The organism is Pseudomonas atacamensis (genome assembly GCF_017167965.1).
Classification (GTDB): Bacteria; Pseudomonadota; Gammaproteobacteria; order Pseudomonadales; family Pseudomonadaceae; genus Aquipseudomonas; species Aquipseudomonas atacamensis.
Genome location: NZ_CP070503.1, coordinates 3,773,392 through 3,800,005 on the forward strand (window position 1 = coordinate 3,773,392; position 26,614 = coordinate 3,800,005).

Below are 26,614 nucleotides of genomic sequence, written 5' to 3' on the forward strand. Positions count from 1 at the left end.
GAAAATCAAAATCATTCAAAAGGATTTCCACCATGAACATCGTCAAGAAAACCCTCGCCGCGTCCCTCCTCGCCCTCTCCGTCAGCAGCGCTTTCGCCGCTGGCAGCCCTGGCGTCGAACACAACACCCAAGCGTTCCTCGATGCCCTCGCCGCTGGCGGTGGTCGTCCGCTGGAGCAACTGAGCCCGAAAGACGCCCGTGCGGTGCTGACCGGTGCGCAGGCTTCGGTGAAGGTTGATCTGTCCGGTGTGGAAGTCAGCGACAAGGCGATCAAGGTCGATGGCCAGACCCTCAACCTGAAAGTGGTGCGCCCGGCCAAGGTCAAGGGCGAGTTGCCGGTGTTCATGTTCTTCCACGGGGGCGGCTGGGTGCTGGGCGATTTCCCGACGCACCAGCGCCTGATTCGTGATCTGGTGGTTGGCTCGGGCGCTGTTGCGGTGTATGTCGATTACACGCCATCGCCGGAAGCGCAGTACCCGACCGCGATCAACCAGGCGTACGCCGCGACGAAATGGGTGGCCGAGCACGGCAAGGAGATCGGTGTCGATGGCAAGCGTCTGGCGGTGGCCGGCAACAGCGTCGGCGGCAACATGGCGGCAGTCGTCGCCTTGATGGCCAAGGAGCAGAAAACCCCTGCCCTGCGCTTTCAGCTGTTGATGTGGCCGGTGACCAATGCGCAGTTCGACGACGGTTCGTACCAGCAATTTGCCGAGGGCCATTTTCTCACCAAAGGCATGATGCAGTGGTTCTGGGACAACTACACCACCAACCCGGCCGAGCGTGCGCAGATCCATGCCTCGCCGCTCAACGCCAGCAGCGAACAGCTCAAGGGCCTGCCCGCTGCGCTGGTGCAGACCGCCGAGTTCGACGTGCTGCGTGATGAAGGTGAAGGTTATGCGCGGCATCTGGATGCGGCCGGCGTGCCGGTGACCTCGGTGCGTTACAACGGGATGATTCATGACTTTGGTCTGCTCAATCCGCTGAGCCAGATTCCGGAGGTGAAAGCGGCGGTGCGTCAGGCGGCGGCTGAACTGAAGACTCATCTGAATCCATAAAAGCAAAAGATCGCAACCTGCGGCAGCGCCTACCCTGGAATACGATTCCCTGTAGGAACTGCCGCAGGCTGCGATCTTTTTTCTCACCAGCGTCGCGGAGTACCGGTCATGACTCTTTTCTACGCCCACCTGCTGTCCTGGAGCGCCGTCCTGCTCCTGCTCGACGCCGCACTCTGGCACTTCTCGCCCTTCAGCCACCGCGCGCCGCGAGTCGGCGTGCGTCTGGCGCTGTTTCTGGCGTTCAGCGCGCTGGTGATCAATGCCGGTGTCAGCCCGTTGCAAGCTCCGCTGTTCGCTGATGATCGCGTGGCACAACTGGGGGCGACGGCGCTGGGGATTCTCTGGTGGTTGTACGCAGCACGGGTGCTGACCGAAGTGATCGGCCTGGCGCTGATGCGCCGCATCGGTCACAGCGGACGCTTGTTGCAGGATGTCATCGGCGCGCTGGTGTTTCTGGTCGCCATTGTTGCGGCAGCCGGTTACGTGCTGGAGCTGCCAGTCAAAGGTCTGCTGGCCACTTCCGGGGTGGTCGCCATCGTCGTCGGTCTGGCGCTGCAAAGCACCCTCGCCGACGTGTTTTCCGGCATCGTCCTCAACACCACCAAGCCGTATCAAGTGGACGATCTGGTGATGATCGACGGCGTAGAAGGCAAGGTCTTCGATATCGACTGGCGCGCCACGCACCTGCTGACCAGCGCCGGCACCATGGCCGTCGTACCGAACTCGGTGGCGGCCAAGGCAAAGATCGTCAACCTCAGCCGGCCGAACAACATGCACGGCGTCTCGATCAGTATCAAGGTGCCGAATCACATTCGTCCGCGGCGGGTATTGGATGCCCTTGATCGCACCTTGCAGGGCAGCAGTTCTCTGCTGCTCAGCCCGGCGCCGAAAGCCGTACTCAAAGAGGCCGGCGAAACCATGTCGGAATACGTTGCCAGCGGTTTCATCGCTGAGCTGGGCAAGAAGAGCGAAGTGCGCAATCAACTGTTCGACCTCGCCCACCGCCATCTCGAAGCGGCGGGTATTTCGCGCCATCCCGACGGCGTGATCGAACCGTCGGGCCGCGCCCGTGCGTTGCTGGACGAGGTGAAGATTTTCCGTTCGCTGAGCAGTGAAGAACGCGATCGCCTCGCTGAGTCGATGGTCGCGCAGCAGTACACGGCCGGTCAGGTGGTGCTGGATCTGGACGAGGTGCCGGACAGTCTGTTCGTGATCGCCACGGGCGTGGTCAGCGCGACGGTGCCGGACGGCAATGGCCAGACCGAGGCCGGGCGCATGGGGCCGAGCGAAGTCATGGGCGAACAGAGCATTCTTGCCGATACTCCGTCGCAGGCGACGTTCACGGCGCTGACGTCGAGCATCATCTATCGTCTCGACAAACAGTTGACCCGTGAGTGCATGGACAAGCGCAGCGAAGTCGGCCGGGCCTTGAACAAGTTGCAGGCGGTGCGTCAGCAGAACAGTCGCCTCGCGTTGATGGCCAAACCGGTGGCGGTGAAAAAAGGTGGTTTTTTGGGGTGGTTGCAGAAGCGTTGAAAGCAATAGATCGCAGCCTGCAACAGGCTGCGATCTTTTTGTCTTACTTGGCAGTGAACTTGGTGTAGCTGTTGATCAGGTTGCGATAGTTAGGCAGACGCTCGGACAGCAGATGCGCCAGACCTTCCATGTCGTTGCGCCAGTCGCCCTGCAGCTCGCAGGCCACAGCGAACCAGTTCATCAGATGTGCACCGGCGGCGGACATCCGCGCCCACGCCGCTTGTTGCACGGTGGTGTTGAAGGTACCCGACGAGTCGGTGACGACGAACACTTCGAAGCCTTCAGCAATCGCCGACAGGGTCGGGAAAGCTACGCAAACGTCGGTCACTACACCGGCGATGATCAGTTGCTTGCGGCCGGTGGCCTTGATCGCTTTGACGAAGTCTTCGTTGTCCCAGGCGTTGATCTGGCCTGGACGCTGAATGAACGGCGCGTCGGGGAATTGCTCGAGCAACTCAGGCACGATCGGGCCGTTTGGACCTGCGTCGAAGCTGGTGGTCAGAATGGTCGGCAGCTTGAAGAACTTGGCGATGTCGCCCAGTGCCAGCACGTTGTTCTTGAACTCGTTCGGCGAGAAATCCTGCACCAGCGAGATCAGACCGGTCTGGTGATCGACCAGCAGGACGACGGCATCATCTTTGTTCAGACGCTTGTAAGGAACGCTCATGGCAAAACTCCTGGATGGATGGTTGTTGCGGTAAGCGCCGGCCCTGATGCCCGGCGCTTTTTTCAAACTCAGAACGCGAAGCAGGAACAGCCGAACGCGCCCCAGAAACCGGCGAAATCGCTGACCGGCGCATTCGACATCCGCGCTTTTTCATGGCTGTGGGTGTGCACGGCGCACGGCCCGCTGCACTGGTGAACCTGCGCTTGCAACGGCGAGTTCGGGCGCCAGTGGCCCGGGACTTTGACTACCGGCGACCAGTCCGGCAGCACCGGAATCGAGCGCGGGCCGAGGTCTTCGAAGTCGCCGGCGGCGTAGACAATCTTGCCGCCGACCACGGTCATCATCGACTCGATCCACTTGATCGCTTCTTCTTCAACGCTGAAGAAGTCCGCGCTCAGTGCAGCGAGGTCTGCCAGTTGGCCGACACGGATCTGGCCTTTTTTGCCCTGCTCCGAGGAGAACCAGGCGCTGCCGTGGGTGAACAGTTCCAGCGCGGTGCTGCGTGGCAAGCCTTCTTCGTAGAGGGCCAGACCGCCAACGGTGCGGCCGCTGACCATCCAGTACAGCGAGGTCCACGGGTTGTAGCTGGACACGCGGGTGGCGTCGGTACCGGCGCCGACCGGCACGCCTTCGGCGAGCATGCGCTTGATCGGTGGCGTGGCTTCGGCAGCTTGTTTGCCGTAGCGATCGACGAAGTATTCACCCTGGAACGCCATGCGATCCTGAATCGCAATGCCGCCGCCTAGCGCCTTCACGCGCTCGATGTTTTGCGGGGTGATGGTTTCAGCGTGGTCGAAGAACCACGGTAGACCGTTGAACGGAATGTCGCGGTTGACCTTCTCGAACACATCGAGCATACGGCTGATCGATTCGTTGTACGTGGCGTGCAGACGGAACGGCCAGCGCTGTTCGACCAAGTGGCGCACCACCGGCTCGAGTTCCTGTTCCATGGTTTGCGGCAGGTCCGGACGCGGTTCGAGGAAGTCTTCGAAGTCGGCGGCGGAGAACACCAGCATTTCGCCGGCGCCGTTGTGGCGCAGGTAGTCGTCGCCCTGATGCAACTTGACGCTGCCGGTCCAGTTCTGGAAATCGGTCAGCTCTTCTTTCGGCTTCTGGGTGAACAGGTTGTAGGCGATGCGAACGGTCAACTGGTCGTCTTTGGCCAGTTGTTCGATTACTTGGTAATCGTCCGGATAGTTCTGGAAACCACCGCCGGCGTCGATCGCACTGGTCAGGCCGAGGCGATTGAGTTCGCGCATGAACTGGCGGGTCGAGTTGACCTGATATTCCAGCGGCAGCTTCGGCCCTTTGGCCAGGGTCGAGTAGAGAATCATCGCGTTCGGCCGCGCGACCAGCATGCCGGTCGGGTTGCCGTTGCTGTCGCGCACGATTTCGCCACCCGGCGGGTTTGGCGTGTCGCGGGTGTAACCGGCCACCCGCAGGGCGGCGCGGTTGAGCAGCGCGCGGTCGTAGAGATGCAGGATGAACACCGGAGTATCCGGCGCGGCCTGGTTGATTTCTTCCAGGGTCGGCATGCGTTTTTCGGCGAACTGGAACTCGTTCCAGCCACCGACCACGCGCACCCACTGCGGGGTCGGCGTGCGATCGGCCTGGTCCTTGAGCATACGCAGCGCGTCGGCGAGCGATGGCACACCTTCCCAGCGCAGTTCGAGGTTGTAGTTCAGACCGCCGCGAATCAGGTGCAAGTGCGAGTCGTTGAGGCCAGGGATGACGCAGCGGCCCTTCATGTCGACCACTTGTGTGGCGTTGCCTTTGAGGGCCATAGCCTCGGCATCGTTACCGACGGCGACGAAGCGGCCGTCCTTGATCGCCACCGCACTGGCCAGTGGTTTTTCCCGGTCTACGGTATGAAACTGGCCATTGAATAAAATCAGATCGGCGCTCATCGCAGTTCCTCAAGCGAAAGTGAAAAGAAGCAAACCCCGCTCAACGCGGCGAGGTTTCTTGGGAATCGAGGTGTTCATGGGCCTGACTGGCTTCCAGCCACGGGGTGAACAGACGGGTGACCGGCGGCATCACCACGTAGACCACCGAGAGGACGATGGTCAGGGTGATCAGGAACGTGGCGACCACGTAGTTGGACAGAAACGGATGCAGCGCCAGCAGCGGGCCCCAGATCAGCGGCACCAGCAAGGTGTGCGGCAGAATCACCAACAGCGTGACTACGGCCTGCTTCCAGCGCGGCGGTGGCGAGCCGGCTTCGGCCAGCGGTGTGAACCAGAACTCATTGACCGGCGCGACTTCGGTCTGATCGCCGTCGGCCAGCATCGGTGCGGCTTCAGCCACCAGCGCCTGACGCTCGGAGGATTCCAGCCAGCCCTGCATCGCTTCGGTGGAGCTGAAGCGCAATACGCACGTGTAAAAATCCAGACGCCCGCGCTTGCCGCGCACCACGTCCACCCCCAGATGCCCTTCGCGCTGCCCGGCAACGCGCACGATGTTGCGCAGCCATGCTTCATACGCCGATTCGAAACCGGCCTTGACCGAGTGTTTGATGATCAACGTGACGGTCTCATCGGCCCCCGGTGCTTGTGAATTGAGGACTTCAGGCATAACGCAGCACTCCGGGCAAACGAACAGGAATCGCCAGCCGTCCGGGCCCGGCGATCAATACGGTGGTGAAAAGAATCAACAGCAACCAGCCGAACTGCCCTTCGGCCACACTCCATTGCGGGTGCACGACCAGCAGCGCCACGAGCAGTACAAAGAGAATAGGCAGGCAGGCCAAACGCGCCAGCACACCGGCGACGATCAGCAACGGGCAGAGGACTTCGGCGAAGATCGCCAGGATCAGCGTCAGGTGGGCGCCGAGGTGGAACGGGTCTTCGATCAGTTGCAGCTGCGCGGTGAAGTCGAGCAACTTGGGCAAGCCGTGCACCCACAACAGAAACAACCCGCTGCTGACCCGCAGGAACAGCAACCCGATGTCGCGCGCCTGTTCATCCCTCGTAGCAATCATGACCCGACCCTTTGAATGTCATTGACGGGAAGCATGCCAATGACGGGCGCAGTTAAATTGCATGAATGTGCTCAGTTGCTACAGGTATCGAGACTGGCGGGTGGCGTCGGTTTCAAGGTAGTGAGCGAATGGTGTACTCCCGCGTTTGAAAGACCGTTGCCGCAGCCTCGTTCGGCACCTGATCCAGATTGACCATGAACCGGATTGAAAGCTTGCTGCGATCTTTGAGTAACCGCAGATAATTTGCCGAGATAGAAGCCACATAGCCGCCGTTTGTAACCCATGCTGCATGTACCATATTCGTAGTCACCACCCACATTCGCAGGTTATGCGCGCCAGTTGCGCTCTGCCCTTCCAGATAGAGCGAGATTCGCTGACTCCGGGAAATGTGCGGCCAGACTCCAAACTGCAGACTCCCCCCCGCTTGTACGTCTTTCAGATCAAGAATGTCACCATTGGCCTGAGTAATCACCGGCGCTACAAGATGTTCCAGTGCAATTGGCAGCACGTTGAGACGCAAGGGTCTTGAGGTCACCGGATCAGCACTGCCTCTTATGTACGAAAAAGTAACATTCATTATTTTTCCGATGCTGAATGCCACCAGCGATACAGGCAGCACCGTGCGGATCGGACGCGCAGTGCCGGCCGCAATCGGCGTGGTGCTGTGTGAGCCCGCAGCGGGCGTGCCCTCAGCAGCTGTTACCGTCACGAAAACCATGTCAGTGGGCAGCAAGTCGTCATTGACCACCGCTGTGAAAGTCGCGGCTGCTCTCAGCGGATCAAGGGTGATGTTGTCGGGAGCCTCGGCAATCATCAGCGTCAGGTTTGACAGCACGACATTGATTCGCCTCGGACTTGAGGCACTTCCGGTTCCATCTGCCAACCGGACCGTAAATGCATGAGATCCCGCGTCCAGGTCAGCCGTGTTGTACGTCCAGTTACCGGCGACAGGATCGACCGTGTCGATGCGAACAGGACCATCGAACACATCGATTGCGCCAGGGGCACTGCCGCTTAGAGTGACACGGGTGTAACGGGTATCCGCGCCATCGGGTACTTCTCCGTCCTGATCGCGTACCGACAATATTTTCGGCGCATCGGACGATTCTGTGAGGACGATGTAGTTACGATGGGCAAAGGGTTCGGCAAGGGATAGCTCCTCGCTGCCCTGCAGGCCGGCCATGAACTCCAGCGTCAGCACGCTGCGGTTTGCCAATCCTTGCAGTGGTGCGGCGGGAAAGTTCTGTTCGAAAAAACCATAGCGGTTGAATTCGTCATCGACCTTATTTTCCGGTGTTCGCCAATAAGGCGCCTCGAAATCGCTGCCATCGGCATTTGTGCCCTTGAGCCTTAGCCAGAAGGGGTTGCCGCGCCTGCCCAGCAGCCACGCATTGATACGCAAGGTGAAGTCGACCAGATCAATGACTTTCAGCTCGCGTCCCTGCCCGTCGTCTTCGGCCTGGCGGATGAACGGACGTGGTAGATCCAGTTGATTGATACGGGTTATGAACAGCGCTAGAGGCTCTGAAACAACGGGCGTCTCGGTGCCACGATAAAGGGTATAAGTGAAGCTGACCGTTCGGTTGAAGTTGAAGGCGATCAGGAGGTTATCAATGTGGGTCTGAAAGGGCCGTGCAAACCCTCCGATCGGTATCTGCGGAGACAGGTAAGACCCGAGACCAGGCGTACCAGCGCACTCAATAGTAATGACGTCTCCTTTCTGCCAGGGAAAGTCCACGCCCACCGTCAGGTTAGATCGAGCAGCATGCGGATCCAGCAAACCGTCCGGGCGACTTTCCTTGATCGAGGGTGGCGGCAAGTGGTCACTGTCAAGTGCAGGGATCAACGTGTCCATGTTCATGTCCTTTGAGGGCTAGCCTTCGGGGCTTCAGCCATCAGACATCGGAAGACAAAATCGCGCCACTGTCAGAACTAACAGGTTAAGCCGCCTTTCAGACGAGCGGTTGTTTACGACACAGGAATATCCAGCGGCGCCGCCATGAACTGGCTGATCCGCGAGCGCAGCCATTTCTCTGCCGGGTCGTTGTCGTGCACCCCGCTCCACGCCATGGACAATTGCGCGGCATCGATCGGGAATGGCGGGTCTTCGGCACGCAGGGCGCAGCCTTCGACCAAGGCACAGGCGGCATAATCCGGCACCGTGGCGATCATCTCGGTACCGGCGAGCAAGGCGCGCAAGCCGCTGAACTGCGGCACACCAAGAACTACCCGGCGGCAGCGGCCGATCTTGGCCAGATCCAGGTCGATATTGCCGCTCAGATCACCGGAGAACGACACCATTGCATGCGGACGCGCGCAATATTCGTCCAGCGTCAGCGGCCCCGGACGGTCGTCGCCGCGCAGCACTTTGCAGGGAATATCACGCAGCTTCTTGCGCTTGGCATTGGCCGGCAGATCCGTGGTGTAGCTGACGCCCACGGAGATTTCGCCAGAGGCCAACAGCGCCGGCATCAACAGGTAGTTGGCGCGGCGTACCACCACGACAATCCCCGGCGCCTCCTGCTGAAGCTGGCGCAACAGCGGCGGAAACAGACCGAACTCGGCGTCGTCCGACAGTCCGATGCGAAACACATCGCAACTGCTCGCCGGTTCGAATTCCTTGGCGCGGCTGACTGCACCGGAAATCACGTCCATCGCCGGTTGCAGCTCCTTGAGGATCGCCAGCGCCCGCGCCGTCGGTTCCATACCGCGACCGTTACGCAGCAGCAACGGATCGTCGAACAGATCACGCAAGCGCCCCAGCGCAGCACTGACCGCCGGTTGGCCCATGAACAGTTTTTCGGCAACGCGGGTCAGGTTCTTTTCGAACATCAACGCTTCGAAAATCACCAGCAGGTTCATGTCGACGCGGCGCAGATCGTTACGGTTCATGGGCGTGGTTTCCTTATCGGTGTCAGACGCTTTTTGCCACTGGCGCTGGGCACTTTACTCGATCAACGGCACTTTCGCCGCGCGTTTGTAAGGGCCGTATTCCACCGGCACCCACTGAAAATGTTTGCCCTCGGCGGCGATGTGGCCGATGCCCGGGAACGGCAGATGCGCTGCCGTCACCCAGGTCTTGCTCGCTGCCGCAGCACTGAACACTGCCTGCCGACTGGCGATCGCTTGCTGACTGTTGACGTCGAAACCGATCGAGACTTCCGGGTGCAAGAACTGCACCGCGAGGTTGTGCACCAGATCGCCCATGAACACGATGCTCTGCTGCTGCGAGGTGAGGCGGTACGTGGTGCTGCCCGGCGTATGCCCGGCTTCGAGGGTTGCTTCGACCAGTCCCGGCAATGGCGACTGCCCGGCGGCGAACGTCTTGAAGCGGCCAGCGGCAACATAGGGCGCGGTGGAATCCTGGGCAATCTTGAAGAATTCTTTGGCGCCGGCCGGAGCCTTGGCCAGTGCTGCCGGATCAAGCCAGTAATCGGCCTCTGCCTTGGCCGCATAGACGGTGGCATTGGCGAACAGCGGCTTCTTCTCTGCATCGACCAGACCACAGACGTGATCAAGGTGCAGGTGGGTCAGCAGAATCGTGTCGACCTGCTCGGGCTTGTAACCGGCTGCCTGCATGTTGGCCGAAAGCTGCCCGGCGGTGGCGCCGATGCACTGCCCTGCGCCGGTGTCGACCAGAATCAGTTGTGTGCCGGTGTTGACCAGAAAGGCATTGAACGCCGTCTGCACGCCCGGGGTTTCAATCGAACGGCGTGCGAGCAGCGCGCGAATCTGACTCTGGCTCATGCCCTGCAACAACTTCGGCGACAAATCGTTGTAACCGTCGAACAACGCGGTGACTTCGTAATCGCCCACCGCCAAGCGGAAATAACCCGGCGCCTGAGTGCCCACCTGCGGTGCCTGCGCCATAGCGCCGGACATTGCCAGCATGACCGCCAAGGCCGTTGCTGCTTTCACCAAGCCTTTCATTGCATTCCCCTTTGAACCTGGCCAACGGCGGCCGTGCTTTGTCGACATCGTCGCGCAAAGCACCGGGCGCTGACTTGCAAGGATGTGCTGAGTTCCAGCCTGAGCGAGGAAATTAACAACGATTAACTCGTCAGCCTCACGCCCTCACCCAACAATGAAGCCCTCTGCGCAGCGTTGCTTTTTTGACCTGAGGGAATGCGCCGACCGTGCCTTCCCCACCGACACGGACCTTGGCCATGGCTTATCTACAGCAAACCGTCGCCCTCGCCCCTGCTTGCGAACCGCGGAAAAACACGACTGGCGGACTCAGTCCGCAGCGCGAACGCCAGATCAAACAGTTGATCCTCGATCGCTTGGGCGAAAGTCTCGAAGTGGCTGAACTGGCCCGCGCCTGCTCACTGTCACGCAGTCATTTCTCCCGCGCATTCAAGTGCAGCACCGGCCTGTCGCCACAGGACTGGATCCGCGCCCAGCGCCTGGCCCGGGCCAAGTTGCTGATCCAGCACACCGACTTGAGCCTGACGCAAATCAGCCTCGAATGCGGCTTCTGCGATCAGGCGCACTTCTGCCACATGTTCACCCGCAGCGAGGGCATCAATCCCTTCGCCTGGCGCTGTCGAGTCATGGGCAAGCCGAAAAACACCGCAGCGCAGCCTGCGATGTTTTGACTGCTGCCGTTACGCCACCCGTTGCACTGATGCTCAAACCTGAGGATTATGCCCGGACACCCCGGATCAGAAGGCCTGCGCATGCGCCAGGGACTGATTCGCCCTGTCCGCCGCATCACCGCAGGAGCGCGCTGTTGAGTTTCTCCCCGAATCAGGCCATTGCGTTTGGCCCCTATCGGATTCATCCCGGGCAACGACTGCTAATTGAAGGCCAACAGCCTCTGCGCCTGGGACGGCGGGCGATGGATATCCTCCTGATTTTGCTGGCCCACGCCGGTGAAGTGGTGAGCAAACAGCAATTGATGGCCGGCGTCTGGCCAGACAGCGTCGTCGAAGACATCAATCTGCGCGTGCACATGGCGGCGCTGCGTAAGGCGCTGGGCGACGGGCAGAACGGCCAGCGCTACATCGTCACCGTGGCGCAGCGCGGCTACAGTTTTGTCGCACCGATCGTGCTCGACAGCATCGAACAAAAACCGGCGATGCCCGTCGCCAGACACAACCTGCCGCTGCGTCGTACGCGGATGATTGGGCGCCAGCCCGTGATCGATCACCTGATCGCGCAACTGCCGCGCCGACGCTGCATCACTCTGGTCGGTCCCGGCGGCATCGGCAAAACCACCGTCGCCCTGCGCGTCGCCGAACAATTGCTCGACCAGTATCGCGACGGCATCCGCCTGGTGGACTTGGCGCCCATCGCCGATCCCGCGCTGATCGGCTCGCATCTGGCGACGCTGCTTGATCTGTCCGCGCCAGAAGGCGATGCGCAGGCTGGTCTGGTCGACGGCCTGCGAGAACGGCAAATGTTGTTGGTGATCGACAACTGCGAGCACTTGATCGATGCGGTCGCGTCGCTCAGCGAGCAGATTCTGCGGGGAGCGCCAAAGGTGCATATCCTCGCCACCAGCCGCGAGAGCCTGCGCGCTGAGGGCGAGTTCGTGCAGCGTCTGGAATCGCTCGAATGCCCGTCCATGTCGTCGCCGATGGAGCCGGCTCAGGCGCTGGGCTTTGCCGCGCTGCAACTGTTTGTCGAGCGCGCGACCGCGGCGCGGGAAAGCTTTCAACTGAGTCGCGCCGAGCTACCGCAGGCGATCGAAATCTGCCAGCGCCTGGACGGCATTCCGCTGGCTCTGGAACTGGCCGCCGCACAGGTCAGCGAATTGGGCATGGACGGATTGCTCAAGCAATTGCGCGAGGGTTTGCCGCCATTGTCGGCCGGACACCACAGCAGCGCCGAGCGCCACCTGACCCTGCGCGCAACGATGGACTGGAGCTTCAACCTGCTCAACGCCTGCGAGCAAACCTGTCTGCGGCGACTGGGAATTTTCCGCGGCAGCTTCACCCTCGCCTCGGCGGCAGCGGTGGTCATCGGCCAACAGATCGATCCCGGCGCGGTGTTCACCGCAGTCACGCAACTGGTGGCCAAATCCCTGCTGAGCGTCGAAGTGGGTGACGAAGATGTTTTCTACCGGTTGCTCGATACCACGCGCCACTACGCACTGGAAAAACTCGAACAGGCTGACGAGCTCAGCGCAACCCGCCAACGCCACGCCGAGCGCTGCCTGACACTGATGCAGCAGGCGCAGGCGGATTGGGACAATACTCCGACTGTATTGTGGATGGAGCGCTATGCCAGGGGGCTGGAGGATCTGCGCGCGGCGCTGGACTGGAGCCTCGACGGGCCGGGACCGGAGGAGCTGGGCGTGCAACTGGCAGCCGCGTCGGCACCGTTGTGGCAGGAGCTGTCGTTGCTGCGCGATTACAGCCGCTACGTGCGCCGGGCACTGAGTCTGCTGGAAGCTTCGCCAGCAGGCTCGCTCCTGCCGCCCTGCCCTCGCCTGCAAATCGCCTTGAAACTGGCGCTCGGCAGCGCCAGCTATCACACCTGGGGCGGCACGCCACAAACCATCCAGGCCTTCGTCGACGCCTGCCGCTTGGCCGAAGAACACGGCGATCTGGCCGGGCAACTGCGTGCAATATCGGGGCATATGGCGGTCAATCTGAGTTGCGGGCATTACCGCATGGCGCTGGCGCAGAGTGAGCAATTTGATCGCATCGGCGTGCACGACGAGCCATTGCTGTCGCTGAGCACGCATCGCTTGCGCGTGCTGGCCCTGCATTATGCCGGCGACCAACCGCAGGCCCGCGTACATGCCGAGCAGGTGCTGCAACGCATGGCCCACAGCGGCCATCTCAATCGTTTCACCCATGGCTTTGGCGTGCAGTACGACCAGAGCGTCGCTTCGCTGACGGTACTGGCCCGCGTGCTATGGCTGCAGGGTCTGCCAGAACAGGCATGGCGCGCGGCACGGCAGGCGCTGGATATTGCCGTGCAGATCGACCATGGCACATCGATCTGCTACACGCTGGCGCTGGCCAGTTGTCTGATCGCCCATTACAACGGCGACGCCGCCAACGCCCGCGCGCTCCTGCAATTGTTGCTGGAGCAGTCGCAGAAGCACTCGGTACTGCTGTTCAATAATTGGGCGCGGCACTACGCGCAGGTGATCGATCCGGATAATGCCGCGCCGGTATCGACGCAGAGCAGCGGTTTGATCCGGGAAGTGATGGTTACGCTGGATGAGCGTTTTGTCGATGAGGCACTGGTGGAGCGCGCGCGCACCGGGGATGCGGGTTGGAGTGCAGCGGAGATACTGCGGGCACGGGCGGTGGCATTAGTGAAGGGTTCAGAATGGCCCCTTCGCGAGCAGGCTCGCTCCCACAAGGGGTCGGTGTCGGGCGCAAATTCCGAGTTGTGCGCTGTTTCCTGTGGGAGCGAGCCTGCTCGCGAATCGGCCTGCTCAGACACCGCTGAAACCCGAGAAGCCGAACAAACCCTGCAACAAGCTCTGGCCATCGCCAGAAGCCAGGGCGCGTTGGCCTGGGAGCTGCGCAGCGCCACGGACCTCGCCCGATTATGGCAGCGCCAGTCCCGCCATCGCGAAGCATGGGATTTGCTCAGCCCCATTTACCAGCGCTTCACCGAAGGCTACGCCACCCCGGACTTGCGCAAGGTCCGCCTGCTACTCGACAGCCTGCGCGAGCAGTGCCTGGCCTGACGCATTGCGCGTGCGGCTGAGATAGCGCGCATGACGCTGTTGCAGTTCGAGCCTGTCGTCGCTGCGCTCAAAGCGATCACGGGCATAGCGGCGCACGGTGTTGAGCATCCAATAGCGCGCCATTGCCCGGTTGGGTTCTTGAATGAGCAATGACTTGCGCGCCAACCCTTCGATAATTGCGCTCAACCTGGATCCCGCCAGATCCACGCTGCTGATCACGCTAAGTGCAGCCTCCAGAGTAAAGCCCGTGCTGAACACCGACAGACGCAGCAGCACCCGCTGTTCCATTTCCGTAAGGTACTGGAAGCTCCAATCGATCGCAGCGGCCATTGACTGATGGCGCGGCTCCGCAGTGCGCCGTCCTTGGCCAAGCAACTGCAGACCGTTTTCAACCTGTGCCTGTAAGCCGATCAAGCCCAGCGCGTCGATCTGCGCAGCGGCGAGCTCGATCGCCAGCGGCAGACCGTCCAGTTGGCGGCAGATCTCGCGCACGCCTGACAAATCCTGTTGACGCAAACTGAAGCCCTGTTGCCGCGCTCGCGCGCGATTGACGAACAACTGCACCGCCGGATAGCCCATGGCTTCCTCGACGGAGTTCAATGTCGAGCGCTTGGGAATCGCCAGCAGCGGCACGTAATGAACGGCTTCCTGTGGAATGTGCAAGGCTTCGCGGCCGGTGACCAGAATCGACAGGCGAGGCGCGGCATGCAACAGGGTCTCTACCAGAGCCGCGCAGTTGTCGCGCTGGTGATCGCAGTTATCCAGCACCAACAAGGCGTGCCGGCCCGTCAGTGTGAAAAAGTCTGTGTTCAGGGTGTGCAACAGGTGGTCGAGCAAGAGCTTGTCATCTTCGAGCCTGGCAAGGTCGACCCACCAGGCGCCATCGCGAAAGTATTGCAGCAGCAATTCCGCCACGCGCAATGCCACAGTGGTCTTGCCAACACCCGGCGCACCGGTAATCGTCATCAAGCGGCATACAGGCATTTGTCGAACCAGACTACCGATCAGGGCGTCGCGCCCACTGACTGGCGTCAGTCGTGCGGGAAGATTGTGCAGGGGCGTGAGCGCGGCAGCGGGCATGGTCAGCGCATCACTTGTGCCCTGCTCCACCGGGGCGACAAAGCTGTAGCCGCACTGCGCCACGTGAATGATGTAACGCTGGCCATTGGTGCCGTCGCCCAGCGCGCGGCGCAACGCCGCGATGTGCACCCGCAGGTTGATCTCTTCAACGATCGATGTCGGCCACACACGAGCAATCAACTGCTCTTTGCTGACTACCTCGCCCGCGTGTTCGAGCAGCACCTGCAGAATGTCCATGGCGCGCCCGCCCATGCGTAGCGGCTGCTCCCCTGCAAGGACCAGACGCTGGCGCACATGAAAGGCGTAGGGGCCAAAACGCAGCACCGAACCTTGGCTTGTGTCGTTGTGATTATTCATGCCAAACATCTTGGCACTGTTGCGTGACGATACAACCGCCGGAGCCGACGCAGCACGGACATCCGACTGCGTCAGACGGACAGAACCGCTCTAGCTGAACTGTTCGCGGTATTGTAACGGCGTAAGACCGAGCTTTTCGGCGAACAGCGAGCGCATGTGCCGGACGCTGCCGAAGCCGCTTTTGTAGGCGATGGTCTTGAGCGGCAGATCGCTGGTTTCCAACAGGTTTCGCGCGCAGTCAATGCGGGCATTCTGCAGAAACTCCATGGGAGTCATGTTGACGTCACGGGCGAACAGGCGAGCAAAGTGCCGTGCGCTCATATTGGCCAATCCGGCCATGCGCTCCACTGTGAAGGGCTCATCCAAGTGTTCAAGTACGTAATTCTGCGCGCGGGTGATGGGCGTTTCTTGCGGTGAGACTGCCGCCATCAACGGGCTGAACTGCGCTTGCCCGCCCTGGCGCTTCATGACCACCAACAAGACCTTGGCGACGTCCTGGGCGATTTTCTTGCCGTGATCCCTGGCCACCACCGCCAGCGCCAGATCGATGCCAGCGGTCACGCCCCCCGAAGTGATGAGATTGCGATCCTCAACGTAGATCTGGTCGGTGGTCACCGTGGTTTTCGGGAAAGCCTTGATCAGGCGCTCGGTGTAGTTCCAGTGCGTGGTGACGCGATAACCATCAAGCAGGCAGGCATGGCCGAGGATGAATGCGCCGGTACAAATCGAACCGTAACGCTCCGCGCGCGGCACGGCTTTTTTCAACCAGCCAAACAGCTCGGGAAATCTCTGGTTATAGGCGCCGGGGCCGCCGGGCACCAATAACAGGTCATAGCGCTCCGCCGCTTCGTCGATGTGCAGATCAGCCTGAACCTGTACCCCATTGGAAGCCTTGAGCAAGCCGCGCTCCGTCCCTAGTGTCGTCAGTTGATAGTGCAAATCAGGTTTCAGATAACGGTTGGCGACTGAAAACACTTCCAGCGGCCCGGCCATGTCGAGCATCAGAAAGTCGGGGAACAGCACCATTGCCACGGTTTTCATGGGAGGCATCACACATATTCAAGGGTCAAGACGCACGTTACAGCCGGGACATTATGGCCAACTGAGTCGTGATGAGCGTAATCGAATACGTGAACCATAACGCAAAACTGTCAACCTGAGCCGGACAGTCTTTCAATTTCCATCTACTTATTGCCTCCCAAGGTAACCAGTAACCTTCTCCTCACTCGGACGAATTCACGTCCAGCCAGGAGATTTCATCATGCTGACTCTTCGCAAAGCCTCCGATCGCGGCCTCGCCAATCACGGCTGGTTGAAGTCGTTTCACACCTTTTCTTTCGCCAGCTACCGCAACCCGCGTGAACAGGGGTTCTCCGATCTGCTGGTGATCAACGATGACCGCGTCGCCGCCGGCAAAGGTTTTGGCCAGCACCCGCACCGCGACATGGAGATCTTTTCCTATGTGCTCGAAGGCGCGCTGGAACACAAGGACACCCTCGGCACTGGCTCGGTGATCCGTCCCGGCGACGTGCAATTGATGAGTGCCGGCAGCGGGGTGGCGCACAGCGAGTTCAACCACTCGGCCACCAAGCCCGTGCACTTTCTGCAAATCTGGATCGTGCCGGATGTCAGTGGCGCCAAGCCGCGCTATCAACAGGAACACTTCAGCGCGCAGAAAAAACGTGGTCGTCTGCAACTGATCATCTCGCCGGACGGTAGCAACGGTTCTCTGAAAGTCCGTCAGGATGCGCGGGTCTACGCCGGGTTATTCGACGGCAAGGAAAGTGCCACGCTGAAATTGCCGGCCAATCGTTACGCCTACGTGCACGTTGCGCGTGGCAGTGTCGAACTCAATGGCCAAGCCTTGCAGGAAGGCGACGGCGTGCGGGTTCGTGAAGAACAGCTGCTCACTTTGAGCAACGGTATCGATGCCGAAGTGCTGGTGTTCGACTTGCGCCCTCACGAGTTGCCGGAAATGCCATGATCTGGCGCGATGCAGAACGGCCTTCCAATGAAGGCCTTTTTTATTGCGGCGGCACTGTTGAGGGCTGTACGACAGGTTTGGGTGACGATACCTCTTTGCCAATCTGAATCGCTGCCAGCGTGGTCTGTATGGTGGTCAACACCGCCGCCTGATTGGCGAAATGTGCGCCAACCAGCAAGGAAGCCACGCCGAGGAAATGCACAGTGGTGGCCGCCCAGTAATTGGCCTTTACCGTCGATGCCTGCCTGATCGCTTCCCGCGATTCGTCGGCAATTTTCTGCACGCCCATCCACATCACGTCATAACGCTTGTCCCGCTCCTGCAGGGCCTTGTCCCGCTCTGCCTGAGCAGCCAGGAACCCGCGAATGTCGGCGCGCATTTCTGCCACGCGGCCGTCCATCCTCGTCTCGATGGTCTCTATCCTGGCATCGAATTCTTCGCGACTTATGCTGCTCATGGTTTGCCTGTCCCGCCCTGCATTCGATCTGTCCGTGACCGCATATTGATTCACTTCCCTGATTTTCAATTCGGCACCTTTCTATGGCTACGCGGCCTTCCCTGGCTCTTCGTTTCGATGCGTAACTGAGGTTCGCATCGAGCTGCGGTCACAATAGAACTCATCACTGCCTACAACAAGCCGGCCCATTCTGCCTCGGACGTAGGCTGTTTCGTCAGACGTTGTAGCCTCGGCAAAGGCCTGAACTCACTATTGGTTTTCCGGCGCAAACGCCTCCACGATCTGCTCGATCACGGCCCGTACCCGCGCGGTGTGGCGCAAGTCGGCGTGGGTGACCAGCCAGACTTCATACGGCTGCGGCCGGGTCCGCTCCGGCCAGAGTCTGACCAGGCCGTCGCGTTCGCCCATGTAAACAGGTATCTCGCCTACCCCGAGGCCGGCGGCAATAGAGCGGCGCACCAGAAGGCTGGAGCTGAGCGTGGTGACGATGCGCCCGCGGGTCAACGGTTCAGAGACCAGCGTGAGGTCTTTTTTGCTCTGTAAGTACGGCTGATAGACCACCAGATCATGGCCCTCGAAAGCGCTGCCGGGCTGTGGTTCTCCATGGCGATCGACATAGGCCTGTGCTGCGAAAAGTCCTACAGGCCAACGGGCGATCCGTCGAGCGATGAGATCGGGGTTATCCGGCCGGGTATTGCGCACCGCGATATCGGCCTCGCGCTTGGCCAGACTGAGGATTTGCGTCGAAGCATCCAGCTGGATCTGCACATCTGGATGTTGATCATGCAGGCGCGCCATCGCCGGGATGATGAAGTCAATGGCCATCGAGTCGGTGGTGCTGACCCGTACGTTACCGGTCAGACGATCATCCAGCCCATGGATGTGCCGCTCCAGTTCCAGCGCCGAATGCTCCATCTTTTCCACACTTTTACGTGCCGCTTCACCAACGGCGGTCAGCGCATAACCGTCGGAGGTACGCAGGAACAGCGTCGCGCTCAATGCCTTCTCCAGCGCAGTAATGCGCCGTCCGACCGTGGCCTGATCGACGCCGAGTACACGCGCAGCCCCTCTCAATGTCGACTCGCGACAGACCGCCAGAAACACCCGCGCATCATCCCAATTCATATGCATCCTCTTTGAAGCATTTTTGCATCATCGTGCCGCTTAATCGCTGCATATACGCAGCAACGATAGCCGATAAGCTGAGCGCCATACACCTCTCGTGAGATCGCGATCATGCGTACTGCAAACTCTACCGGCATCTGGCTGCCGATCTTCGCCGGACTTTGCGCCAGTCTGGTCAGCATTGGTCTGGCGCGTTTCGCTTACACGCCATTGATCCCTTCGCTGATTCAGGCGCAGTGGTTTTCGGCCAATGATGTCGTCTACCTCGGCGCGGCCAATCTGGTCGGCTACTTGATCGGCGCCCTGCTCGGTCGGCCCATGGCTCACCGAACAGGCAACCGCAACGCCTTGCGCCTGATGATGCTGGCGGCCACGGCGGCATTTTTTGCCTGTGCTTATCCGCTGTCGGTAAGCTGGTTCTTCGGCTGGCGTTTGCTGTCCGGGATTGCTGGTGGCGCGATCATGGTGCTGGTGGCGGCAACCGTGCTGCCTCACGTTCCGGCTGCTCGCAGAGGCTTGGCCAGTGGCGCAATCTTCCTCGGCATCGGCCTGGGGATTGCCGGCTCCGGCACCATCGTGCCGCCACTGCTGACTCTTGGCTTGCAGGCAACATGGCTGGGACTGGGCGCGCTGGCGTTGTTGCTGACCGCGGTGAGCTGGTTCGGCTGGCCTGCGGATACCACGCATGCCGTGGCTGCGCACGCAACGTCGGCTGATGAGCCAACACCGCCAGGCGTTTACCTGTTATTCGCTCAATACGCGTTCATGGCCGCCGGGCTGGTGCCTGCCATGGTGTTTCTGGTGGATTACGTAGCGCGCGGATTGGGTGCCGGGGCGCATATCGGCGCAATGGTCTGGGTCATGTATGGCCTGGGGGCGATTGTCGGGCCGGTGACTTACGGCTTCCTGGCTAACCAGCTTGGCGCCCGCACTGGTATTCGACTGGTGTTGGTAGTGCAAGCCATCGCCCTCGGTTTGCTGGCCGTCTCCCATTCATTTCTGGCGCTGGCTTTACTGGCGGTGATTCTCGGCTCGTTCCCGCCGGGCATCGTGCCGCTGGCCTTGGCCCGGGTGCATGAACTGGTGCCGTCGCATCACCGTCAGCAGATCGCCTGGAGCCGTGCCACTGTGTCATTCGCAACATTTCAGGCGCTGGCCGGGTTTGCCTATTCGGCATTGTTCAATGCCTCGGGCGGCCAGCACACGCTGCTGTTTGTGATCGCCGCTGGCGCAATCGTCGTCGCTCTACTGCTGGAGCAAGCCATGCGCTGGCTGCCCTCTACAACTGAACCCCGTTGCGCGGCGAACTGAAGGGAATCATTGCGCGCTGCCAGCGTTCCCATCTACACGACCTTTTTCACAGGAATCGACAATGTCACTGCCCAACGAAATGACCCGTATTGAAATCACCGAACCCGGCGGCCCTGAAGTATTGCAAGCCAGGCGCGTGCCTCTGCCGACCGTTGCCGAAGGCCAAGTGCTTATCCGCGTTCACGCTGCCGGCATCAATCGTCCGGACGCCTTGCAGCGCGCCGGCAAATATCCGATGAAACCCGGGATGGACCCGATTCCCGGCCTGGAAGTGGCTGGCGAAGTGGTTGCACTGGGTCCCGGAGTTACGCGGTTCGCTGTGGGCGATCGTGTGTGCGCACTGACCAATGGCGGCGGATACGCCGAGTATTGCGCGGTACCCGCCGGCCAGACTTTGCCTGTGCCGGATGGAGTCGATTGGGTCCAGGCCGCCGCGATTCCGGAAACGTTTTTCACCGTCTGGGCCAACCTGTTTGGCCTCGGCGGTGCCAAGGCCGGCCAGCGCGTGCTGATTCACGGCGGCACCAGCGGCATCGGTACCACCGCGCTGATGCTCTGCCGTGAATTCGGTATTGAGGCGTTCGCCACCGCCGGCAGTCCTGAAAAATGCGCCGCAATCAGCAAACTTGGCGGGCAGCCGATCAACTATCGGGAAGAAGATTTTGCCAAGATCATTGCCGAGAAGACCGCAGATCAAGGCGTGCACGTGATTCTCGACATCATGGGTGGCTCGTATCTGAACGGCAACATCAGCGCACTGGCGATGGACGGCCGACTGGTGATGCTCGGTTTCCTCGGCGGCGCCCGCGCCAACGACATCGATCTGCTGGCGATCCTCGGCAAACGCGCGGTGGTCACCGGTTCGCTGCTGCGCGCGCGTACCACTGCGGAGAAAGCCGCCATCGCCAATCAACTGCAAGAACACGTTTGGCCTGCCCTCAGCGCCGGGCGCTGCCTGCCGATCATCGACAAGGTTTACCCGCTGGCTGACGCGGCTCAGGCCCATGCCCGCATGGAGGGCGGCGATCATATCGGCAAGATCGTCCTGCAAGTGGCGTGAGTGATTGCAGCATCTTGTAATCGTTGCACATGCACGGTGGTCGAAAATAATCACGCGCAGACCGAGGCATCTGGTAAAAAGCGTTCTTTGTCTGCGCCGTGGTGAAACGATTAATGTTCCTGTCCTTGCTGACTCGTCTGCGACGCCGCCGCCTGGCATTCGCCATGATGGCCGCGCTGATCATTGGCGTGCCGACGAGTTGTGCGGTGCTGGAACACACCGAGCGCAAACTGCTTTTTCGCATTGAGCCGGGCACTGCCGGCTGGTATCGCGGACTGCCCGGCAGCGTTCAGGAACTCGATCTGCATCCGAAGAGTTTCAAGGCCGGGCAGAACATCCATGCCTGGTGGTGGCCGGCGGAACGTGCCAATGCCCCGGCAATCCTTTACTTGCATGGCGTGCGCTGGAACCTCACCGGACAGTTGTTCCGCATAGAGCAACTACGCGCGGCGGGCTATTCGGTGCTGGCCATCGATTATCGAGGGTTCGGCCAAAGCAAGGGTGATCTACCATCCGAAAGCAGCGTTTATGAAGATGCCCGCGTGGCGTGGGAGCGCTTCCAGTTGCTGCAACCGGACCCGAACAAGCGCCTGATCTACGGCCACTCTCTCGGTGGCGCGGTGGCGATTGATCTGGCGGCCGAACTGGGACAGAACGCGGCGCGCAGCCACACACCTCTGCCGGTACGCGGTCTGGTCATTGAATCGACCTTCACTTCCCTCGCCGACGTAGCCGCCGCCGTGGCCAACACCTCGCTCCCGGTGCGCTGGTTGCTCTCGCAAAAATTCGACTCCATCGACAAGATTGCCGATATTCATATGCCGCTTTTGGTGGTGCATGGCCTGGCTGATGCCTTCGTGCCGCCGCGCTTCAGCGAGCAGCTGTTCAATGCCGCTGAGCAGCCCAAGCGCCTGCTGCTGGTGCCCGGAGCAACGCATAACAACAGCATGGCGCTTGGCGGTCAGGGGTATCGCAAGGCTCTGGATGCGTTGATGCAGAGCAAGCCGTTGCCGCGGGTGGCCGGGCCGGCAGTCGCCAAGGGTTCTGGCGATTCCTAAGCTGTGTTACCAGTGCTGGATAAAAAGGCATCAGCGCCGAGCCAACTCATGGCGTACGCATTGCTCATAATAGGTCTGCTTGACCGCTGCCGGTTTGAGCTTGGAACTGCTGTTGTAGGTCTGCTCGGTAATCCCCATCGCGGTCATGCGCATCCATGGCTGCTGGAACCGGCGAACCTGCAATTGCTTGCGCGCGCCATACAGTGAAACTCCAGACAATTTCGATCGCTGCGCCCCGGCAGCGATATCCGAGCCCCAAGTGCAGGCAAAGCGATGGCCCTTGCTTAACTCTTTTGCCTGCACTCCCGAGGCGATCAAAGCCAGGGAAAGCATCGCAACGGTGATGACAATCGTCCGCATATAGCCAACCTAACCTTTTGAAAAAAGGCGATTTTGCCGGGGCGAAATGTCTCTGGGGGCCAGCAATTTGCCTGCTGTCGGGATTTTTTTCATCAGGGTGAAATTCGCCGCTCGTCCAGTACCGCGCACCTTCGCCAGACAGGCCTATCCAACGCTGTACATCCCACCGCGCAGAAGGCCCACGTGATGAACAAGAAAATTTTCGCCCTGTCGTTTTTCAGCCTGTGCCTGATCGGCCCGATTCATGTTTCGGCAGCCGAATCTACGGCGGGCGCCGCCACCCCTGCTACGGCCCTGCCCGGCGTCAATCATGCAGAAAGCTCTCGCGACCATGACGAGAAGGCGAACAAGAAAGGCGAAGAGTCCTCAGGCGCCAACGCGGGATCAGAGCCGCATGAGACAGAGAAGGATGCGGCGACGTCGAGCGATTCCGAAGACCTGGATAAAAAACCCGCTCAGTAAGAGTGGATTCGCTTTTAGTAACGAAAATCCGACAGCGAAACTAGCGCAACACCGGGTGATATCAATATGATGCGCGCACTGGCCGCCATAGAGGGCGGCCAGAGGAAAATACATCCAAGGAATGCAAATGAAAGATTTCGTCATCGGCGTCAACAACATCGTTCTTTACATCGCATTGGCGGTCATCCTGATCGTTTCCCTCTTCATGATGAGCCAGAGCTTTCTCTCGGGTCTCGGTATGTTCGTAGGCGGCACCCTGGGCTGGTGCATCGTCTCCGGCTTCTGGTTCGTGCAATCGGCAACCTATGAAGAACTGCGCAAGTTGAACTCGAAAACCAACTGATCTGCGCCGAGTATTCGTTAAAGAAAAAGGCCAATGTCATCGACATTGGCCTTTCTTTTTTTAGCGGCGAAGAGACTGGTTCTTCATTGCTTGGTGCACTGAGCGCCCAGTCCCATGCCCATGGAACCCAGAGCTACCATCGGGCCGCTCGGCAGCTCGCACGTATATTCACCGCTTTCGGTTTGAGCGGTATAGAACGTTGTATTGAAGTCGCTGCGGATGTTGGAAACCTTGATCACGGGTTTGCCGATAGTGGTCTGTGCGCGATTCTTGAGATCACTCTCCCCCGGCTTTACGGTCTGGCATCCAGTGACCGCGAGGACCAGTGTTGCGAATAAAGCGAGAACCGGAATAGTCCTTGATGAGTTCATTGCAGATCGACCTTTTTGATTTTGTACCGGAAATATTTGACAGTCAGCTGCCAAGCGACAGGACTTTAAGGTCGAGCCGGAACAGGGGCAATTAGGTCGGATGTGCTAATGGCTGAGGGCTAGTGGCGCTCTCAGTGAAGTTTTGCGACCGCCTTCGGGATCGCAGGTCGCTACTAATGAGTTTGTGAAACTGCTATCCGCAAGCGATCACTGCCCTCCTCCTGGCAATCGATACGGACCGGCAAAAACAGCTGGATGACTTCAATGTTGCTGCGCAAATGATCAGTCATGCGCGGCGTAGTGAACGATCCACCGCCGGCCAGCGTCATCGGTAACAGCAACTGATCGGCCAGATGCTCAGCCACCGCAGCACCACTACGCAGCCAGTCAGCAGCCTGATTGATCGCGGCATCCGCTACTTTCTCAGCGCGTAACGACACTTGGCCAAATGCGCTGAACACTTCAGTGACGTGTTCGAAAACGTACTCCAGCAATAACACATTGCCCGGGCCGCGCGCCGGATCAAGCGTCACCGCTTGCAGCGCCTCCGCAAGCCAGTTCAACCGCTTGGCCACTTGGCTCAGTTCTCGCTGAGCGACGGTAGGCGCAAGTCCGGCAGTCAGCGCCAGAGCCTGCCGTGAAATCGCCTCGCCGCGCTCACACACATCCAGTCGCGTCAGGCGCGACGGCTGCACCGTCACGGCAATCTCGCCACCGCCAGCCGGTACGAAACCATGACGCAGCAACTCCAGCTCGACATTGCCGCCCATGCGCCGCAGCAGCGGTAGCCAACTGCGCGAGAGGAAATCCGTCGGCGGTGCCAGCGGATTGTGGGTGCCACCGGAGATCGTCACTCGGCTGGCCTGCGGCGCCTGCAACAAGGCTGGCAACAGCGTCTGTAGCACCAGCGTGCAACTGCCCGCCGTGCCAATAGCGAACTGAAAGTTGCCTCCGCGAATCTCGCCCGGTTCGAAGCTCAGGGCTTGCGACCCCAGATGCGCACCAGATATCTCTGCACCACAAACCTCGGCCGCCGCCATCACGGCTGTCAGATGCTGACGCAGCAATCCCGGACGACTGCGTCTGGCGCGGATCTGTTTAATGCGAAACGCCCGGCCTGTCACCATCGACAGGCTCAGCGCACTGCGCAACACCTGGCCACCACCAATGGCGCCGTCCAGTTCAATTACATCCTTTTTCATTGCAATTCCTTACGCGTACAGCCTGACGGTGTTCCTGAGGTACCGTTTAGCCGTCGTGGGTCTTCCTGAGTTTTGACCAAAGTTCGTCATTCGCGCTTCAGCTCAGCCGTGATGAACCGGCGTATTGAACGATGACGTGCTCTCGCCAGCGCCGCAGTTCCTTATCCTTTGACGCACACCACCTGACGCAGGGTGTGCAGCACTTCCACCAGCTCACGCTGGGCGTGCATGACTTTGTCGATGTCCTTGTAGGCCATCGGAATTTCGTCAATCACCGCTTCGTCCTTGCGGCATTCCACGTGGGCCGTGGCGCGAATCTGATCGGCGACGGTGAAGGTATTCTTGGCCTTCGTGCGGCTCATGGTGCGCCCAGCGCCATGGCTGCAGGAACTGAATGACTCTTCATTGCCCAGACCGCGAACGATGAAGCTCTTGGCGCCCATCGAGCCTGGAATAATCCCCAGCTCGCCCTTCTTCGCTGACACGGCGCCTTTGCGGGTAATCAGCACGTCTTCACCGTAATGCCGTTCCTTCTGCACGTAGTTGTGATGGCAATTGACCGCTTCGAGCGCGACCTCGAAAGGCTTGTGGATGATCTGCCGCGTGGCCTGAATCACTGCGCGCATCATCAGTTCACGGTTCTGTCTGGCGAAGTCCTGCGCCCAGCCAACCGCCTCCACGTAATCATCAAAATGCTGACTGCCCTCTTCGAAATAGGCCAGGTCACGGTCCGGCAGGTTGGCAATGTGCTGGCGCATATCGGCTTGGGCCATCTGGATGAACAGGTTGCCGATAGCGTTGCCGACGCCACGCGAACCACTGTGCAACATGAACCACACCCGGTTGGCTTCATCCAGGCACACTTCGACGAAGTGATTGCCACTGCCGAGCGTCCCCAAGTGCGCCCGGTTGTTGGTATTGGCCAGTTTCGGATACTTGTCGGTGATCAATTTGAAGCGCGGCTGCAACCCCGCCCAGGCCTGATCGGCTTGCTGCGGAACCTCGTCCCAGGCGCCTTTGTCTCGCCGCGAACGATTCGAACTGCGGCCGTGCGGCACCGCTTTTTCGATTGCAGTACGCAATCCATGCAGGTTGTCTGGCAGATCTGCGGCCGTCAGCGACGTACGCGCAGCGATCATGCCGCAACCGATGTCGACGCCCACCGCTGCGGGAATGATCGCGCCGACCGTTGGAATCACGCTGCCAATTGTCGAGCCCTTGCCCAAGTGCACATCGGGCATCACCGCCAGATGCTTGAAGATGAACGGCATTTTTGCCGTATTCATCAACTGTGCGCGGGCTTCGTTTTCAACCGGGACACCTTCGGTCCAGAGTTTGATGGGCTTGCCGTTGGCGACTTCGAGAAGCTGGTAGGTTCGGTCTTTCATATCTTGGTGTCCATGTTCGTTTCCGTCAGCATTGCAGACGCTGTGCCAGCTTTGGATGCGGCTATGGTTGTTTCTGCTATGCTTTTGATTTCAATAGCTTTTATCTTTGATGCGACGTGTCTCGATAATCTATGGAAGACAATTCAGACCAGCAAAATTAT

The 26,614-nt window shown here is 60.2% G+C and carries 25 protein-coding genes; 10 read left to right on the forward strand and 15 right to left on the reverse strand.

The features are described 5' to 3' along the window. Window positions 1–32 precede the first annotated feature (32 nt). Window positions 33–1,055: an alpha/beta hydrolase gene (locus JWU58_RS17060; RefSeq protein ID WP_206420601.1), complete on the forward strand. Its 1,023-nt coding sequence runs from the start codon at window positions 33–35 to the stop codon at window positions 1,053–1,055. A gap of 108 nt (window positions 1,056–1,163) precedes the next feature. Further along, window positions 1,164–2,591 carry a mechanosensitive ion channel family protein gene (locus JWU58_RS17065; protein WP_206420602.1) on the forward strand — a complete coding sequence of 476 codons (1,428 nt, stop codon included), beginning with the start codon at window positions 1,164–1,166 and terminating at the stop codon, window positions 2,589–2,591. Between the two features lie 43 nt (window positions 2,592–2,634). Here JWU58_RS17065 and ycaC read toward each other — a convergent pair whose 3' ends face one another. The 7 genes from ycaC to JWU58_RS17100 form a co-directional block, all read right to left on the reverse strand. Continuing rightward, window positions 2,635–3,258, reverse strand: a complete 624-nt coding sequence (ycaC, locus tag JWU58_RS17070; protein ID WP_016774080.1) for an isochorismate family cysteine hydrolase YcaC — start codon at window positions 3,256–3,258, stop codon at window positions 2,635–2,637. 68 nt (window positions 3,259–3,326) lie between these two features. Beyond that, window positions 3,327–5,165 carry an amidohydrolase gene (locus JWU58_RS17075; RefSeq protein WP_206420603.1) on the reverse strand — a complete coding sequence of 613 codons (1,839 nt, stop codon included), beginning with the start codon at window positions 5,163–5,165 and terminating at the stop codon, window positions 3,327–3,329. Between the two features lie 40 nt (window positions 5,166–5,205). Beyond that, window positions 5,206–5,832 carry an antibiotic biosynthesis monooxygenase gene (locus JWU58_RS17080; RefSeq protein ID WP_016774079.1) on the reverse strand — a complete coding sequence of 209 codons (627 nt, stop codon included), beginning with the start codon at window positions 5,830–5,832 and terminating at the stop codon, window positions 5,206–5,208. Beyond that, window positions 5,825–6,238: a DoxX family protein gene (locus tag JWU58_RS17085; protein ID WP_136493985.1), complete on the reverse strand. Its 414-nt coding sequence runs from the start codon at window positions 6,236–6,238 to the stop codon at window positions 5,825–5,827. The genes JWU58_RS17080 and JWU58_RS17085 overlap by 8 nt, the downstream gene beginning before the upstream one ends. Window positions 6,239–6,350: 112 nt before the next feature. After that, complete coding sequence (locus JWU58_RS17090; protein ID WP_206420604.1) at window positions 6,351–8,093, reverse strand: Ig-like domain repeat protein; 1,743 nt, start codon at window positions 8,091–8,093, stop codon at window positions 6,351–6,353. Between the two features lie 113 nt (window positions 8,094–8,206). Then, on the reverse strand, window positions 8,207–9,130 hold the full coding sequence (locus tag JWU58_RS17095) for a LysR family transcriptional regulator (RefSeq protein WP_123443208.1): 924 nt from the start codon (window positions 9,128–9,130) through the stop codon (window positions 8,207–8,209). Window positions 9,131–9,184: 54 nt separating this feature from the next. Next, the gene (locus JWU58_RS17100) at window positions 9,185–10,168 is read right to left on the reverse strand and encodes an MBL fold metallo-hydrolase (protein WP_206420605.1); all 984 of its coding nucleotides are present in this window, start codon (window positions 10,166–10,168) and stop codon (window positions 9,185–9,187) included. A gap of 236 nt (window positions 10,169–10,404) precedes the next feature. Here JWU58_RS17100 and JWU58_RS17105 point away from each other — a divergent pair, with 236 nt between their 5' ends. After that, entirely contained in the window at window positions 10,405–10,836 is a 432-nt protein-coding gene (locus tag JWU58_RS17105; protein WP_206420606.1) for a helix-turn-helix domain-containing protein, read from the forward strand. A gap of 134 nt (window positions 10,837–10,970) precedes the next feature. After that, entirely contained in the window at window positions 10,971–13,895 is a 2,925-nt protein-coding gene (locus tag JWU58_RS17110; RefSeq protein WP_206420607.1) for an ATP-binding protein, read from the forward strand. Here the strand turns inward: JWU58_RS17110 and JWU58_RS17115 are convergent. After that, a complete protein-coding gene (locus tag JWU58_RS17115; protein ID WP_123443204.1) occupies window positions 13,860–15,332 on the reverse strand; it encodes an ATP-binding protein in 1,473 nt (490 codons plus the stop codon). The two genes, JWU58_RS17110 and JWU58_RS17115, sit on opposite strands and share 36 nt — an antisense overlap. 90 nt (window positions 15,333–15,422) lie before the next feature. Further along, a complete protein-coding gene (locus JWU58_RS17120; RefSeq protein WP_206422204.1) occupies window positions 15,423–16,373 on the reverse strand; it encodes a GlxA family transcriptional regulator in 951 nt (316 codons plus the stop codon). Between the two features lie 220 nt (window positions 16,374–16,593). On the opposite strand from JWU58_RS17120, the gene JWU58_RS17125 reads away from it, so the two are divergent. Further along, window positions 16,594–17,316 carry a pirin family protein gene (locus tag JWU58_RS17125; RefSeq protein WP_125926670.1) on the forward strand — a complete coding sequence of 241 codons (723 nt, stop codon included), beginning with the start codon at window positions 16,594–16,596 and terminating at the stop codon, window positions 17,314–17,316. A gap of 40 nt (window positions 17,317–17,356) precedes the next feature. On the opposite strand, the gene JWU58_RS17130 is transcribed toward JWU58_RS17125, so the two are convergent. Together JWU58_RS17130 and JWU58_RS17135 are read right to left on the reverse strand one after the other, a co-directional pair. Beyond that, window positions 17,357–17,842: a hypothetical protein gene (locus JWU58_RS17130; RefSeq protein WP_223630241.1), complete on the reverse strand. Its 486-nt coding sequence runs from the start codon at window positions 17,840–17,842 to the stop codon at window positions 17,357–17,359. A 180-nt stretch (window positions 17,843–18,022) separates the two neighbouring features. Then, window positions 18,023–18,898: a LysR family transcriptional regulator gene (locus JWU58_RS17135; protein ID WP_122602568.1), complete on the reverse strand. Its 876-nt coding sequence runs from the start codon at window positions 18,896–18,898 to the stop codon at window positions 18,023–18,025. Window positions 18,899–19,009: 111 nt separating this feature from the next. Between JWU58_RS17135 and JWU58_RS17140 the strand changes: the two genes are divergently transcribed. The 3 genes from JWU58_RS17140 (at window position 19,010) to JWU58_RS17150 (ending at window position 22,327) form a co-directional block, all read left to right on the forward strand. Continuing rightward, window positions 19,010–20,209 carry a YbfB/YjiJ family MFS transporter gene (locus JWU58_RS17140; RefSeq protein ID WP_206420608.1) on the forward strand — a complete coding sequence of 400 codons (1,200 nt, stop codon included), beginning with the start codon at window positions 19,010–19,012 and terminating at the stop codon, window positions 20,207–20,209. 61 nt (window positions 20,210–20,270) lie between these two features. Next, window positions 20,271–21,269, forward strand: a complete 999-nt coding sequence (locus JWU58_RS17145; RefSeq protein WP_110646463.1) for an NAD(P)H-quinone oxidoreductase — start codon at window positions 20,271–20,273, stop codon at window positions 21,267–21,269. A 113-nt stretch (window positions 21,270–21,382) separates the two neighbouring features. Then, window positions 21,383–22,327, forward strand: coding sequence for an alpha/beta hydrolase (locus JWU58_RS17150; RefSeq protein ID WP_123443199.1), 945 nt, complete (start codon window positions 21,383–21,385; stop codon window positions 22,325–22,327). Window positions 22,328–22,357: 30 nt separating this feature from the next. Here the strand turns inward: JWU58_RS17150 and JWU58_RS17155 are convergent, their stop codons facing one another. Further along, a complete protein-coding gene (locus JWU58_RS17155; protein WP_024012417.1) occupies window positions 22,358–22,687 on the reverse strand; it encodes a hypothetical protein in 330 nt (109 codons plus the stop codon). A 186-nt stretch (window positions 22,688–22,873) separates the two neighbouring features. Between JWU58_RS17155 and JWU58_RS17160 the strand changes: the two genes are divergently transcribed. Together JWU58_RS17160 and JWU58_RS17165 are read left to right on the forward strand one after the other, a co-directional pair. Continuing rightward, window positions 22,874–23,149: a hypothetical protein gene (locus tag JWU58_RS17160; RefSeq protein ID WP_206420609.1), complete on the forward strand. Its 276-nt coding sequence runs from the start codon at window positions 22,874–22,876 to the stop codon at window positions 23,147–23,149. A 127-nt stretch (window positions 23,150–23,276) separates the two neighbouring features. After that, the gene (locus JWU58_RS17165) at window positions 23,277–23,492 is read left to right on the forward strand and encodes a hypothetical protein (RefSeq protein WP_016774063.1); all 216 of its coding nucleotides are present in this window, start codon (window positions 23,277–23,279) and stop codon (window positions 23,490–23,492) included. An 83-nt stretch (window positions 23,493–23,575) separates the two neighbouring features. Here JWU58_RS17165 and JWU58_RS17170 read toward each other — a convergent pair whose 3' ends face one another. From JWU58_RS17170 to JWU58_RS17180, 3 genes are all read right to left on the reverse strand, one after another. Continuing rightward, window positions 23,576–23,863, reverse strand: coding sequence for a hypothetical protein (locus JWU58_RS17170; RefSeq protein ID WP_071171742.1), 288 nt, complete (start codon window positions 23,861–23,863; stop codon window positions 23,576–23,578). Between the two features lie 173 nt (window positions 23,864–24,036). Then, window positions 24,037–25,065 (reverse strand): RNA 3'-terminal phosphate cyclase, encoded by a 1,029-nt coding sequence (gene rtcA / locus JWU58_RS17175; RefSeq protein ID WP_206420610.1) that lies wholly within the window; start codon window positions 25,063–25,065, stop codon window positions 24,037–24,039. Between the two features lie 161 nt (window positions 25,066–25,226). After that, window positions 25,227–26,453 (reverse strand): RtcB family protein, encoded by a 1,227-nt coding sequence (locus JWU58_RS17180; protein ID WP_123443196.1) that lies wholly within the window; start codon window positions 26,451–26,453, stop codon window positions 25,227–25,229. Window positions 26,454–26,614: the final 161 nt, after the last annotated feature.

What these genes read in the sequence shown, in the direction of transcription:
- JWU58_RS17095 (WP_123443208.1), bottom strand. Translation starts at nt 9,130, where the DNA reads ATGAACCGTAACGATCTGCGCCGCGTCGACATGAACCTGCTGGTGATT.
- JWU58_RS17060 (WP_206420601.1), top strand. Translation starts at nt 33, where the DNA reads ATGAACATCGTCAAGAAAACCCTCGCCGCGTCCCTCCTCGCCCTCTCC.
- JWU58_RS17170 (WP_071171742.1), bottom strand. Translation starts at nt 23,863, where the DNA reads ATGAACTCATCAAGGACTATTCCGGTTCTCGCTTTATTCGCAACACTG.
- JWU58_RS17125 (WP_125926670.1), top strand. Translation starts at nt 16,594, where the DNA reads ATGCTGACTCTTCGCAAAGCCTCCGATCGCGGCCTCGCCAATCACGGC.
- JWU58_RS17105 (WP_206420606.1), top strand. Translation starts at nt 10,405, where the DNA reads ATGGCTTATCTACAGCAAACCGTCGCCCTCGCCCCTGCTTGCGAACCG.
- JWU58_RS17150 (WP_123443199.1), top strand. Translation starts at nt 21,383, where the DNA reads ATGTTCCTGTCCTTGCTGACTCGTCTGCGACGCCGCCGCCTGGCATTC.
- JWU58_RS17115 (WP_123443204.1), bottom strand. Translation starts at nt 15,332, where the DNA reads ATGAATAATCACAACGACACAAGCCAAGGTTCGGTGCTGCGTTTTGGC.
- JWU58_RS17085 (WP_136493985.1), bottom strand. Translation starts at nt 6,238, where the DNA reads ATGATTGCTACGAGGGATGAACAGGCGCGCGACATCGGGTTGCTGTTC.
- JWU58_RS17065 (WP_206420602.1), top strand. Translation starts at nt 1,164, where the DNA reads ATGACTCTTTTCTACGCCCACCTGCTGTCCTGGAGCGCCGTCCTGCTC.
- JWU58_RS17075 (WP_206420603.1), bottom strand. Translation starts at nt 5,165, where the DNA reads ATGAGCGCCGATCTGATTTTATTCAATGGCCAGTTTCATACCGTAGAC.
- JWU58_RS17135 (WP_122602568.1), bottom strand. Translation starts at nt 18,898, where the DNA reads ATGAATTGGGATGATGCGCGGGTGTTTCTGGCGGTCTGTCGCGAGTCG.
- JWU58_RS17140 (WP_206420608.1), top strand. Translation starts at nt 19,010, where the DNA reads ATGCGTACTGCAAACTCTACCGGCATCTGGCTGCCGATCTTCGCCGGA.
- JWU58_RS17180 (WP_123443196.1), bottom strand. Translation starts at nt 26,453, where the DNA reads ATGAAAGACCGAACCTACCAGCTTCTCGAAGTCGCCAACGGCAAGCCC.
- JWU58_RS17090 (WP_206420604.1), bottom strand. Translation starts at nt 8,093, where the DNA reads ATGGACACGTTGATCCCTGCACTTGACAGTGACCACTTGCCGCCACCC.
- JWU58_RS17080 (WP_016774079.1), bottom strand. Translation starts at nt 5,832, where the DNA reads ATGCCTGAAGTCCTCAATTCACAAGCACCGGGGGCCGATGAGACCGTC.
- JWU58_RS17145 (WP_110646463.1), top strand. Translation starts at nt 20,271, where the DNA reads ATGTCACTGCCCAACGAAATGACCCGTATTGAAATCACCGAACCCGGC.
- JWU58_RS17165 (WP_016774063.1), top strand. Translation starts at nt 23,277, where the DNA reads ATGAAAGATTTCGTCATCGGCGTCAACAACATCGTTCTTTACATCGCA.
- JWU58_RS17155 (WP_024012417.1), bottom strand. Translation starts at nt 22,687, where the DNA reads ATGCGGACGATTGTCATCACCGTTGCGATGCTTTCCCTGGCTTTGATC.
- JWU58_RS17160 (WP_206420609.1), top strand. Translation starts at nt 22,874, where the DNA reads ATGAACAAGAAAATTTTCGCCCTGTCGTTTTTCAGCCTGTGCCTGATC.
- JWU58_RS17120 (WP_206422204.1), bottom strand. Translation starts at nt 16,373, where the DNA reads ATGAAAACCGTGGCAATGGTGCTGTTCCCCGACTTTCTGATGCTCGAC.
- ycaC (WP_016774080.1), bottom strand. Translation starts at nt 3,258, where the DNA reads ATGAGCGTTCCTTACAAGCGTCTGAACAAAGATGATGCCGTCGTCCTG.
- rtcA (WP_206420610.1), bottom strand. Translation starts at nt 25,065, where the DNA reads ATGAAAAAGGATGTAATTGAACTGGACGGCGCCATTGGTGGTGGCCAG.
- JWU58_RS17100 (WP_206420605.1), bottom strand. Translation starts at nt 10,168, where the DNA reads ATGAAAGGCTTGGTGAAAGCAGCAACGGCCTTGGCGGTCATGCTGGCA.